General features: G+C 74.2%; 10 protein-coding genes. 5 read left to right on the top strand and 5 right to left on the bottom strand.

Annotated elements, in window-relative coordinates; all coding sequences use genetic code 11:
• The 4 genes from VFL99_RS06365 to moeB form a co-directional block, all read right to left on the bottom strand.
• Positions 1-2,293, bottom strand: a 2,293-nt coding sequence (locus VFL99_RS06365) for an ATP-dependent helicase (protein WP_325105493.1), incomplete at its 3' end; no start/stop codon positions are given.
• On the bottom strand, positions 2,290-5,592 hold the full coding sequence (locus VFL99_RS06360) for an ATP-dependent helicase (protein ID WP_325105492.1): 3,303 nt from the start codon (positions 5,590-5,592) through the stop codon (positions 2,290-2,292). The genes VFL99_RS06365 and VFL99_RS06360, both read right to left, overlap by 4 nt.
• Positions 5,593-5,626: 34 nt before the next feature.
• Entirely contained in the window at positions 5,627-5,965 is a 339-nt protein-coding gene (locus VFL99_RS06355) for an MGMT family protein (protein ID WP_325105491.1), read from the bottom strand.
• A gap of 30 nt (positions 5,966-5,995) precedes the next feature.
• On the bottom strand, positions 5,996-7,222 hold the full coding sequence (gene moeB / locus VFL99_RS06350; RefSeq protein ID WP_325105490.1) for a molybdopterin-synthase adenylyltransferase MoeB: 1,227 nt from the start codon (positions 7,220-7,222) through the stop codon (positions 5,996-5,998).
• A gap of 32 nt (positions 7,223-7,254) precedes the next feature.
• Between moeB and VFL99_RS06345 the strand changes: the two genes are divergently transcribed.
• From VFL99_RS06345 to VFL99_RS06335, 3 genes are all read left to right on the top strand, one after another.
• Positions 7,255-7,962: a TetR/AcrR family transcriptional regulator gene (locus tag VFL99_RS06345; protein ID WP_325105489.1), complete on the top strand. Its 708-nt coding sequence runs from the start codon at positions 7,255-7,257 to the stop codon at positions 7,960-7,962.
• Positions 7,963-8,138: 176 nt separating this feature from the next.
• Complete coding sequence (locus VFL99_RS06340) at positions 8,139-8,363, top strand: DUF3107 domain-containing protein (protein WP_325105488.1); 225 nt, start codon at positions 8,139-8,141, stop codon at positions 8,361-8,363.
• Between the two features lie 187 nt (positions 8,364-8,550).
• The gene (locus VFL99_RS06335; protein WP_325105487.1) at positions 8,551-8,823 is read left to right on the top strand and encodes a GlsB/YeaQ/YmgE family stress response membrane protein; all 273 of its coding nucleotides are present in this window, start codon (positions 8,551-8,553) and stop codon (positions 8,821-8,823) included.
• A gap of 161 nt (positions 8,824-8,984) precedes the next feature.
• Here the strand turns inward: VFL99_RS06335 and VFL99_RS06330 are convergent, their stop codons facing one another.
• Entirely contained in the window at positions 8,985-9,713 is a 729-nt protein-coding gene (locus VFL99_RS06330; RefSeq protein ID WP_325105486.1) for a ferritin-like fold-containing protein, read from the bottom strand.
• A 247-nt stretch (positions 9,714-9,960) separates the two neighbouring features.
• Between VFL99_RS06330 and VFL99_RS06325 the strand changes: the two genes are divergently transcribed.
• Positions 9,961-11,472, top strand: a complete 1,512-nt coding sequence (locus VFL99_RS06325) for a DEAD/DEAH box helicase (protein ID WP_325105485.1) — start codon at positions 9,961-9,963, stop codon at positions 11,470-11,472.
• Positions 11,473-11,550: 78 nt separating this feature from the next.
• Entirely contained in the window at positions 11,551-11,958 is a 408-nt protein-coding gene (locus VFL99_RS06320) for a hypothetical protein (RefSeq protein ID WP_325105484.1), read from the top strand.
• The last annotated feature ends 5 nt before the right edge of the window (positions 11,959-11,963 follow it).

Genomic DNA, 11,963 nt, shown 5'->3' with positions numbered 1-11,963 from the left:
CCTCGTCCTTGACGCCGGTGAGGTCCTCCGGGACGTCCCAGCGGAGGACCGGCAGGCCGTCCGCGTCGCCGCGCAGCGGGTAGGGCACTCCGTCGAGCCCGCCGCACCAGCCCTTGTCCTTCGGTCGGGGGTGGCGCCACTGGCCGTCCACCCAGCGGGTCGAGGAGCCGCTGTGCGCCGGGAAGGACGCCACGGTCAGTCCCGGCACGGCGACGACGTCCCACTCCAGCCCCTTGGCGGCGTGGACGGTGAGCACCTGCACCGCGTCGGTCGAGACCTCGAGGTAGCCCTTGTCCAGCCCGCGTTCCTCCTGCTGCGCGGCGGCCAGCCACGACAGGAAGCCGCCCAGCGTGGGCCGGTCGGCCGAGCCGGAGAAGGTGGCCGCCACGTCGGCGAACGCGTCGAGCTGCGCCCGGGCGCTGGCCGGCGTGTACTCCGGGCGGGCGAGCACCTCGATGTCCAGGCCGAGGGCGCGCTCGGCCTCCCCCGCCAGGTCGGCCAGGGACAACCCGGTGAGCCCCCGCAACCGGCGCACCACCTCGGCCAGGGAGACCAGCCGGTGCCGCGCCGTCTCGCTGAGCGCCTGTCCGTCCGGACCGGACCAGCCGGGCGGGGGCAGCTCGTCGAGCGCCTCGACGATGCTCGGGACCTCGACGGTCTCCGGTTCCTGGTCTCGGGGGGCCGCACCCGCGGCCCGGTCCCGCCGCTGCAGCTGTCGGGACCAGGTGGCCAGCCCGTCGAGGTCGGCGGGGCCGAGGGCGTAGCCCGGACCGGTGAGCAGCCGCATCAGGTGGTCCCCGCGGGAGGGGTCCTGCACGACCCACAGCAGCGACACGATGTCGGCCACCTCGGGAGTCGTCAGCAGCCCGCCGAGCCCAACCACCTCGACGGGCAGGCCGCGCGATTTGAGTGCCTCCATCATCGGGGCGAACTGGGATCGCTTGCGGCACAGCACCGCCGCGGAGACGCCCGTGCGCTGCCCCTGGTCGGTGAACCACTGGTCGCCGATCCACGCGGCGACGTGCGCGGCCTCGTCCTCGACCGTCTCGAGCCGCGCGGCCTGCACCGACCCCGGCCCCGCGCCCGGACGGGCGCGCAGCACCTCGACGTCGACGGCGGCTCCGTGCCGCAGCGGCGCCGACGTCCGGTTGGCCGCCGCGAGGATGGCCTCGTCGTTGCGCCAGCTGGTCGACAGCGGCAGCACCTGCGTCGGCGCGTCCGGACGGCCGAACAGCCGCGGGAAGCGGCTCAGGGTCGTCGCGCTGGCCCCCCGCCAGCCGTAGATGGACTGGTGCGGGTCCCCCACCGCCGTGACCGGCAGGGAGGAGCCGCCGGCGCCGGCGAAGAGCGAGTGCAGCAACACCATCTGGGCCTCGCTGGTGTCCTGGAACTCATCGAGCAGCACGGCGCGGAAGCGCTGCCGCTCCATCGCGCCGATCTCGGGGAGGTCGCGGGCGAGCCGGGCCGCCAGCGCCAGTTGGTCGGCGAAGTCCAGTGCGTCGCGCGACCGCTTCAGGTCGAGGTATGCCCGGACGAGCGGCAACACCTGCCGGCGCGCCTTGAGTGCGCCCACCAGGTCCTTGACCTCCTTCGGGAGCCCGCGCGCCTTCCCCCCGGGCGGCAGCGCCGCCATCCGCTCCACCACCTCGACCAGGAGCGCGTCCACCTGCTCGGGCTCGAGCAGGTGCTCGGCGAGCTCACCGGCGAGGTCCACGACGGCCGCCGTCACCGTCGAGGCGGCGTAGGTGACGTCGTCCATGGGGCCGTCGTAGCGCTCGACCACCTCGTTGGCGTACTGCCAGGCGGCGGCCTCCGACAGCAGCCGCGAGTCGGGCTCGACCCCGAGCCGGAGGGCGTGCTCGCCCACGAGCCGGCCGGCATACGAGTGGTAGGTCGAGACCGTGGGGGTGCCCCCGAGCACCTCGGCGCCGTCCTGCTCGGTGGGCGGTTCCCACAGCCCTGCGTGCCGCAGCCGGCGCAGCCGGCGGGCGATGCGCTCGCCGAGCTCGGTGGCCGCCTTGCGGGTGAAGGTCAGCCCGAGCACCTGGTCGGGCTCGACGTAGCCGTTGGCCACCAGCCAGACCACGCGCGAGGCCATGGTCTCGGTCTTGCCCGATCCGGCGCCGGCCACGACGAGCAAGGGCTCGAGCGGCGCCTCGACGACCGCCTGCTGCTCGGGAGTCGGCGGCGGGTTGCCGAGCGCCGCAGCGATCGCCCGAGCGCTGAGGCTCGGGGGCGCCCCGGGTGCGCCGGCCCGGCTTCCCGGCGCCGGCCGGTCGATGTCGACGCTCACAGCCGGTCCCCCTCCGGTTGCAGGGGGCAGCTGGCGCGCACCGGGCAGGTGCGGCAGGCCGTGCCCTGCCGGGCGGTGAACACCGCGGCGGCCATGCCCTCGGCGGTCGAGACGACCAGCTCACGGGCCCAGTCCGGATCATCCTGCTCGCCCAGCGGCGGCTGCTGCTGCAGCGTGTAGCTCTTGCCCGCCGCCTTGCCCAGCTGCAGCAGGACGGCGCCTCCGCTGACGTCCGGCGTCTCCCTGTGCGCCGACTCGCCGGACGCCGACTCGCCGGACGCCGACTCGCTGTGCGCCGACTCGCCGGACGCCGACTCGCGGGATACCGGCTCGCTCGACGCCTCCGCCCGGCGGTCGCTGTCGACGCCAGCGAAGGCCCCCTCCTCGACCGCGAGCTGGTAGGCGCCCAGCTGCGGGTGGTGCTCGAGGTCGGCCTGGACCGGCTTCGTGGTGCCGGTCTTGAGGTCGACCACGCGCAGCGCCCCGTCGTCGCGCTGCTCGAGCCGGTCGACCCGACCCCGCAGGCGGGCCCGTCCCACGGTGACCTCCATGTCGAGTTCGGCACCCACCCGGCGCCACGGCGCCGCGTCACCGCTGGCGACGTAGGCGGCGAACCGGTCCACCATGGCGTGCGCCTGGGCACGCTGCTTGTCCGAGAGCCACCCCTCGGGCAGGCCCAGCCGGGACCAGCGCTCGTCGACCGCGGCGCGGAGGGACTCGGCGTCGACGTCACCGAGTTCGGCGACCAGGTCGTGCACGAGGGTGCCGATCGAGGCGGCCCCGACGCTCGGCCCGTCACCACCGCAGGAGCTGAGCAGCCAGCGCAACCCACAGTCGCCGAAGGCCTCGATGCGCGAGGGGGAGACGGTGACGGGCACGCCGTCCGGGCGCAGCGGCCGGTCGTCGCTGACCGTCAGCAGGGACCACCAGTCGGCCGGGTCCGCGCCGGGCACGCCGGCGGAGGCCAGGTGGGCCAGCTGCCGGGCCGAATCGGCGACGCCGGTGGACTCGGCGGCGCCGTCACCGTTGCCCACCAGCTCGCGCCGCAGCTCCCCGACCAAGGACGCGAGGGTCATCGTGCGACCGGGGTCGGCGAACGGCCGCAGCTCACCGCCGAGGTCTGCCCCGTCGCCGCCCTCCGGCGGGTCGAGCACGTCGAGGAACGGCGAGGGCTGCTCCTCGTCACTGCGCACCGCCGTGACCAGCAGCCGCCGCCGGGCACGGGTGATCGCCATGAGGAACTGCCGGGTCTCGTCGTAGCGCACCGCGGTCTGGGCCGCCCGCAGCGACTCGCCCCGACCGGTGAGCACGTCGACCAGGCGCTCGGAGCCGAGCAGCGACCCGCGCAACCGCAGGTCGGGCCACACGCCTTCCTGGACGCCGGCGACGACGACGAGCTCCCACTCCAGTCCGGCGGCGCCCTGCGGCGTCAGGAGGCGGACCGCGTCCTCGGGGGCGCGGGTCAGGAGGCTGTCCTCGGCGACGTCCTGGCTGCGGAGGTGCTCGAGGAACCCAGTGGGGCCCATCCGGGGCAGCCGGTCGACGTACTTGGCGGCCGCGTCGAACAGCCCCAGCACCGCGTCGAGGTCGCGATCGGCCCGCTGGCCGCCGACTCCCCCGGCGAGGGCCGTGGCCTTCCACGGCTCGGCCAGCCCGCTCGCCTGCCACATCGCCCACAGCACGGACTCCGCGGTGACCCCGGGCGCCCAGCGCCGCTCACCGGAGTCGCCCTCGGCCCGGGCGGCCTCCACGCCTGCCCGGATGACCGTCGCGACGCGCCGGGCAGGGAACGCCTCCGGCCCGAGCCGCAGCAGCTCCTCGGGGTGCAGCAGCGCTTCGACGAGCAGCTCGTCGCTCGTGCGACCACCGCCGTCCTCCAGTTCCCGGCGACGCAACGACCGCCGGAGCCGGCGGACCGCCACCGCGTCGGCGTGGCCGATCGGCGACTGGAGCACGTCGAGGGCCACCTCGGGCGTGAGCGGGTCCGCCCGCCCGAGCGCCACGGCCAGCACGACCTCGAGCAGCGCCAGGAACGGGCGCACCGCCACCTCGTCGCGCAAGGGGGTCTGGGTGGCCGGCACGCTGACGGGGACGCCCGCGGCGGCGAGGATGCGGCGCAACGATCCGGTGCGCCCCTGCCCGCGCACGATGACCGCCATCTCGGCCCACGGCACTCCCTCGAGCAGGTGCGCGCGCCGCAGCTCGGAGGCGATCAGCTGGGCCTCCTGCGCGGCGGCCCGCAGCAGCCGCACCTCGACCGCCGCACCGGACCGTGGGGTCGGCTCGGGCTCGCGGTGACCGGAGCCGGCGACCGCTCCGATCCGCCGGCTGACCCGTGCGGCGGCGCGGGCGACCGCCGGCGGCAGTCGGTGTGACCGCTGCAGCGTGACGGTGGCGGCGCCCGGGCGGTCCGGGTGCCCGCAGCTCAGGAACAGGCCCGGGTCGGCGCCGCGGAAGCCCTGCACCGCCACGTCGGGGTCACCCAGCAGCACCAGCTCGGTGCCGTCGCCCGTCACCACGTCGAGCAACCGGGCCGCGGCGGCGGTGAGCTCCTGGGCGTCGTCGACCACCACGAGCCGCAGGCCGGAGCGGACCCGGTCCAGAGCTGCCGGGTCCTCCTCGAGCAGGTCGGCCGCGGCGGTCAGGATGGCGGCCGGGTCGTAGGCGCTGGGCCGGGCCAGCGCAGTGACCTCGTCGTACTCCTGCAGCAGCTGCGCCGCGGCGACCCACTCGGGCCGGTCGTGCAGCCGGCCGAGGTCCGCCAGCTGGTCCGGCTCGATGCCACGCTCGACGGCCCGCATGAGCAGGTCGCGCAGCTCGGCGCGGAACCCACGGGTCTCCAGGGCGGGCACCACCGAGGCCGGCCACCGCGGGGCGCGCCCGAGACCCCGGGCGTGACCGGCCAGCAGCTCGCGCAGGATGACGTCCTGCTCCGGCCCGGACAGTAGCCGGGGCGCCGGGTCCCCGCGCAACGCCGCGTCCTGTCGCAGGATGCCGAAGGCGAACGCCTGGTGGCTCCGGGCGAGGGGTTCGGTGGAGGTCCCACCCAGACGCGCCGTGACCTGCTCGCGCAGGCGTCCCGCTGACTGTCGGGACGGCGCGAGGGCCAGGCACTGGTCCGGCTCCAGACCGAGCTCGCGCACCCGGCCCAGGATCGTCTCGACGGCCACCGTCGTCTTCCCCGTGCCGGGCCCACCGAGCACGCGCAGCACCCGGCCACGGCGGCCCACCGCGGCGCGCTGGTGCTCGTCCAGCTCGGGGACGGCGGCGGCCGGTTCGGGCGCGAGGAGCAGGGGCACGCACGTGAGTTCATCACGTGGCGGTGACATCCCGTCATACCGGCCGGTGGGGGGCAAACGGCGGGCGGGCGCGCGTCATGTCGACCCGGTCGCCGCGCAGCGGCGTGCCCTCCTGCCGGTAGTGCGCCAGCGCCTCACGCTCGTGGTGCGGGGGCGGGCGCCCGTCGGCGCGGATCACCCGCCACCAGCTCGTCAGCGCGCCGTAGTGCGCCATCACCCGTCCGACCCCACGGGGGCCGCCTCGCCCGACCAGCCGCGCGACGTCCCCGTACGCCAGGACGCACCCGGGCGGAATGGTGTCGACGACGTCGAGCACGTCCTCGGCGTACGCGGGCAGCGACGGGAGGTCCTCGACCGCGTCCTCACCGGTCATCGGGCCCTCGGCCGCACCCCGCGGCAACCATCAGTAGGTCGGCAGGCTCGGGTCGATCTCCCGGACCCAGGCGAGCACGCCGCCGTCCAGGCTGCGCACGTCCCGCCGCCCGGCGGCGAGCAGGATCCGCGCCGCCTCCGCCGACCGCACCCCGGACTTGCAGGCCAGCACCACCGGCCGGTCCGTCGGCACCGCGGCCAGGGCCGCCCCCGAGCGGAAGTCCTCCAGCGGTATGCCGACCGCTCCCGGGATCGACACGATGCCCCGTTCCCCCGGTCCCCGGACGTCGACGAGCGCCAGCGCGCCGGCCTCGGCTCCACCCTGCGCGAGGAGCGTCGCGAGCTCGCGCACGTCGACGGTCGGCACCGGCTCCTGCCCCGGCGCCGCGCCGGGGAGCGCACAGGCGGCGTCCTCCGCGCGCAGTTCCGTGATGGTGGGCTGGGCGCCGCAGACGGGGCAGTCCGGGTCGGCCTGCACCCGCAGCGTGTCCCACGTCTGGCGGAGCGCGTCGTGCACGAGCAGCCGGCCGACCAGCGGCTCGCCGATGCCGAGGACGAGCTTGAGCACCTCGGTGGCCTGGATGGAGCCGATCGAGGCGGGCAGGACGCCGAGCACACCGCCCTCCGCGCACGAGGGGACCATGCCCGGCGGTGGCGGCTCGGGGAAGACGCAGCGGTAGCACGGTCCGTGCCCCGCCCACCAGATGCTGACCTGCCCGTCGAACCGGTAGATGGAGCCCCACACGTGCGGCTTGCCGAGCAGCACGCACGCGTCGTTGACGAGGTAGCGGGTCGGGAAGTTGTCGGTGCCGTCGAGCACGACGTCGTAGCCGGCGATCAGGTCCAGCGCGTTGTCCACGCCCAGCCGCAGGTCGTGCCGCACCACGCGGACGTGCGGGTTCACGGTGGCGACGGTCTCCTGGGCGGAGAGGGTCTTGGGGCGGCCGAGGTCGCCCTCACCGTGGATCACCTGTCGTTGCAGGTTGGACAGCTCCACCCGGTCGTCGTCCACGACACCGAGCGTGCCCACGCCGGCCGCGGCGAGGTAGAGCAGCGCCGGCGACCCGAGGCCGCCCGCGCCGACCACGAGCACCTTCGCACGGCGCAGCCGCTGTTGTCCCTCCAGCCCGACCTCGGGCAGGAGCAGGTGCCGCGCGTAGCGTTCCACCTCGGCGCGCTCGAGCGGGTCGCTCGTCGCCCCGGTCCCGGCGCCGGCGGCGCCCGGCTGCGGGGGAAGGTGGTCGGACCGGGAAACCATGTCCCCAGCGTAGCCACGCGTAGGATGCCGCCGTGCCTCCCAGCGACGACTCCCGGCGGGCGGGCGCGGCGGCCCGGACCACCGCCGATCCCGCGGGGCACCGCGCCGAGGGAGCCGGGGGCCCCGGCGGGCGCGGCACCGGGCGGCTCCCGCGCTCGGCGCGGCGGGTGCAGCTGCTCGAGGCGGCGCAGGAGGTGTTCGTCAGCTCCGGCTACCACGCGGCCGCGATGGACGAGATCGCCGAGCGGGCAGGGGTATCCAAACCCGTTCTCTATCAACACTTTCCGGGCAAACTCGATCTCTACCTCGCCATCCTGGACCGGCACGCCAAGGGTTTGGTCGACGCGGTGCGCAGCGCCATCGCCTCGACGACCGACAACAAGCTGCGGGTGACCGCCGCCATCGGCGCGTACTTCGAGTTCGTCGCCCGCGAGGGCGAGCCGTTCCGGCTGGTCTTCGAGTCCGACCTCACCAACGAGCAGGCCGTGCGCGAACGGGTCGAGCAGGTCTCGGCCGACACCGTCGCCGCGATCGCGGCGGTGATCCGCGAGGACACCGACCTGCCGGAGGTGGACGCGGAGATGCTCGGGGTCGCCCTGTCCGGCATGGCCCAGGTCTGTGCCCGCTTCTGGCTGGCCAACGAGGGCGTCAACAGCAAGTTGTCCCGCGAGGACGCCACCCGGCTCATCGGCCACCTCGCGTGGCGCGGGCTCGGAGGCTTCCCCAAGATCGAGCGCTAGCAGCGACCTCGGAGGTCCGCCCGGCAGGCCGGCGCCCGCGCCCCGCCGGGGAAGCCTCACCGGCGGCCCACGGTTAGCCTTCGGTGGAGGGTATGCCGCGTGGTCGGCATACCCGTCCTGTCACCGAGGTGCCCCCACCACGGTGTGTCCGCAAGCAGACAGTCGAGGAGGACGAGGTGGAGGTCAGGATCGGCGTACGCGACATCGCGCGCGAGATCACGTTCGAGTCGCACGAGAGTGCCGACACGATCACCGAGCAGGTCAGCAAGGCCGTCGACGCGGGGTCGGGAGTGCTCAGCTTCATCGACGAAAGGGGCCGCCGGATCCTGGTTCCCGTGGCTGGTTTGGGGTACGTGGACCTCGGCGCCACGGAGCGCGGGCAGGTGGGCTTCGGCCGCTGACCCGCGGTCACGGGCGACCGCACGACACGCGTGACGCAGGTCACAGTCTTGGCTTGCGGCACGGGCGCCGTGCGGGCACAGTGAGCACACCTTGCACGGCCCGAGGCCGGCATCCCGCCGGCCCCGGTTCGACACTCTGGACCGTCTGCCGCCCCGCCGGGGCCGGCACAGGAAGGAGCGGGTTCGCATGATCTGGACCATCATTTCGGCGATCATCGTCGGCGCGATCATCGGTGCACTGGCACGGTTGGTCATGCCGGGCAGGCAGAACATCGGCATCATCATGACGGTGATCCTGGGGATCGTCGGAGGACTGATCGGCTCCTGGATCACCCAAGCCGTCGGCTACCAGAACCACTCGGGTTTCGCGTGGATCCCGTTCATCGTCGGGGTCATCGTCGCGGCCGTGCTGATCGCGATCTACATGTCGATCACCGGCAAGCGGCGCGACCGCGTCTGAGCGATCCCGCAACCGTCGACCAACCCGTCGACCACGGTGGCCCCGCCCCCTCCGGGCGGGGCCACCGTCGTCCTGGTCGGCGGCACGCGATCTGGGCGGGCGGCACGGTCCTGTGCGTTCCGGTGAACCGCTCAGCACTGCGCAGCCAAGCGCCCTCGTCGTCAGGCGTTGAGGCCCAACCGCGCCATGCGCTGGGTGTGCGCCTCCGTGAGCCGGGTGAACATCCGCCCCAGCTCGGCCAGGTCGGCTCCCGGCCGGTCCACACCCCCGACGAGCAGTGACGCGAGCGCGTCCCGCTCGACGGCGATCCGCTGGGCCTGGGAGAGCGCCTCCCCCACGAGCCGCCGCCCCCACAGCGCCAGCCGACCGGCGACCCGCTCGTCCCGCTCGATCGCCGCGCGCACGGCATGGACGGCGAAGTCCGCCTGGCCGCCGTCGGCCATCACGGTCTGGACCAGCTCCCGGGTCGAGGGATCGACGTAGGCGGAGATCTCCCGGTAGAAGTCCGTGGACAGGCCGTCCCCGACATAGGCCTTGACCAGTCCCTCCAGCCAGGTCGAGGCGTGGGTGCGCTCATGGAAGGCATCGATGGGCCGCACGAACGGCGCCATCGCACCCTCCGGGTCGACACCGAGCTGCCGCAGGCGGTCCACGAGCAGCTCGTGGTGGTGGAACTCCACCACGGCGAGTCGACCCAGGGCACTGCGATCCGGCTGCGTGGGGGCCATCTGGGCGTCGGCAGCGAGCCGGAAGAACGCGGTCAGTTCGGCGTAGGCGAGCACACCGAGCAGGTCCACGATGGCCGCGCGAAAGCCGCCGGCGGGATCACCTGTTTGCGGAGCCGCGCCCTCCCCCGGGGTCGGGTCGCTCTCGAGGTTCGCGTCGGCCACGGACTCACCGTAACCCGAGTGGTCCGGCCCTGGTCCGGCGACGCGGTAGAGTAGGTGGTGACCACCGGTGCCCGGTCGGCCCTGATCCTGCGTCGCCCAGGGGGGTGACGCCCATTGAAGAACTCCGATCGGCTCCGCCACCGCGGGTGTGGCCCGCGTCCGAGTCGACCAGTCGACCTCGATCCCGCTCGATGACGAGTGGTGTCCGGATGCGTGCGGCCTCCGCCGATCGGAAGAGAAAACACGCGTGAACGCACCCCAGATCGTCACCTCCGAGACCACCTTCGCCGACTTCGGCGTGCGCGCCGAGATCGTCGACGCGCTCGCCGACGCCGGTATCGTCCACCCCTTCCCCATCCAGGCGATGACCCTGCCGGTCGCGCTCGGCGGGCACGACATCATCGGTCAGGCCAAGACCGGCACCGGCAAGACGCTGGGCTTCGGCGTGCCGATCCTGCAGCACGTGGTGAGTCCCCGGGACGACGAGTTCGCCGGGCTCCCGTCCCCCGGGCGGCCCCAGGCGCTGGCCGTCACCCCCACCCGCGAGCTGGCGGTCCAGGTCGCCGGTGACCTGGAGCGGGCCGGCAAGCGGCGCGGAGTGCGCGTCCTGACCGTCTACGGCGGTCGGGCCTACGAGCCGCAGATCGAGGCCCTGCAGCGCGGTGTCGAGGTCGTCGTCGGCACGCCGGGCCGCCTCATCGACCTGGCGCAGCAGGGGCACCTGGACCTGTCCTACGTGCGCACCGTCGTGCTCGACGAGGCCGACGAGATGCTTGACCTGGGCTTCCTGCCGGACGTCGAGCGGATCCTGGCCATGACGCCGGCCTCCCGCCAGACGATGCTGTTCTCGGCCACCATGCCGGGCGCCGTCGTGGCACTGGCCCGTCGCTACATGACCCAGCCAACCCACATCCGCGCCATGGGCGAGGACGGCAGCGACAAGCACACGGTGCAGGCGGTGCAGCAGTTCGTCTACCGCGCCCACGCGATGGACAAGGTCGAGATGCTCGCCCGGCTCCTGCAGGCCCGCGAGCGCGGCCTGACCATCGTCTTCACCCGCACCAAGCGCACCGCGGCCAAGGTCGCCGACGACCTGGCCTCCCGCGGCTTCGCCTCCGCCGCCATCCACGGCGACCTCGGCCAGGGTGCCCGCGAGCAGGCCCTGCGCGCCTTCCGCCACGAGAAGGTCGACGTGCTGGTCGCCACCGACGTGGCCGCCCGTGGCATCGATGTCGAGCACGTCACGCACGTCGTGAACTTCCAGTGCCCCGAGGACGAGAAGACCTACTTGCACCGCATCGGCCGGACCGCCCGTGCGGGGAACACCGGCACCGCGGTCACCTTCGTCGACTGGGACGACATGCCGCGGTGGGGCCTGATCAACAAGGCGTTGGACCTCGGCATCCCCGAGCCGGAGGAGACCTACTCCACCTCCGACCACCTGTTCACCGACCTCGACATCCCGACCACGGTCACCGGGTCCCTCCCCAGGTCGGCCCGCACCCGCGCCGGGCTCGAGGCCGAGGAGCTCGAGGACCTCGGCGAGACCGGGCAGCACAACGGTCCCGGGCGCGGCCGTTCCGGTGCTGGCCGCTCCGGCGGCCGGGGCCGCGGCCGCGGCGCGGGGCAGGGCGGCTCGCAGCGGTCCTCCGGACAGGCCCGCGACACCCGTGAGGGCGGCAGCGACGCACCCCACCGGCGCAAGCGCAACCGGCGCCGGACGCGGGGCGGCCGGTCGGCCAGCACCGCCAACGGCTGAGTGAGCGGCCGGCCAGCGGGCCGACGCGCCAGCTGACCGCAGCTCGAGTCGCCGGCACCGGCACCACGGTGTGCAACGGTGCCATCACGGTTCAGTCCCGCTGCTGGACGCCCGTTCCTGGTGCGTGGCAGGCTCCTCGCACTGGCGGCCAGAGGCGGCGGACCGCTGACGGCGGACCAGGTCGACACGGCCGTGTCCGTCGGCATCGCGATCGGCGTGGTGCTCGGCATCATCGGCGTGCTCTTGTGGGTGCTCATGGCGTGGGCCAACGGTCGGGGCAAGTCGTGGGCTCGCATCGTGGCGACGGTGCTCGGCGGACTCTACGTGCTGTCCTTCCTGTCCAGCCTCGTGCAGGGTCAGCTCAGCACCGCCAGCCTCCTCGTGAGCCTGCTGATCGTGGTCGTCGACATCGCCACGCTCGTCCTGCTGTGGCGGCGGGAGTCCAGCGCCTTCTACCAGGCAGCCGCGCAGCCGCAGTGGCGCTGAGGCGC

It is taken from the genome of Segeticoccus sp., from assembly GCF_035708005.1.
Note: the sequence above shows the minus strand (reverse complement) of the source record. Positions and strands in the feature narration are given on the sequence as shown.

Coding starts and splice junctions, on each gene's coding strand:
- VFL99_RS06355 (WP_325105491.1), bottom strand. CDS start 5,965: ATGACCGGTGAGGACGCGGTCGAGGACCTCCCGTCGCTGCCCGCGTAC.
- moeB (WP_325105490.1), bottom strand. CDS start 7,222: ATGGTTTCCCGGTCCGACCACCTTCCCCCGCAGCCGGGCGCCGCCGGC.
- VFL99_RS06335 (WP_325105487.1), top strand. CDS start 8,551: ATGATCTGGACCATCATTTCGGCGATCATCGTCGGCGCGATCATCGGT.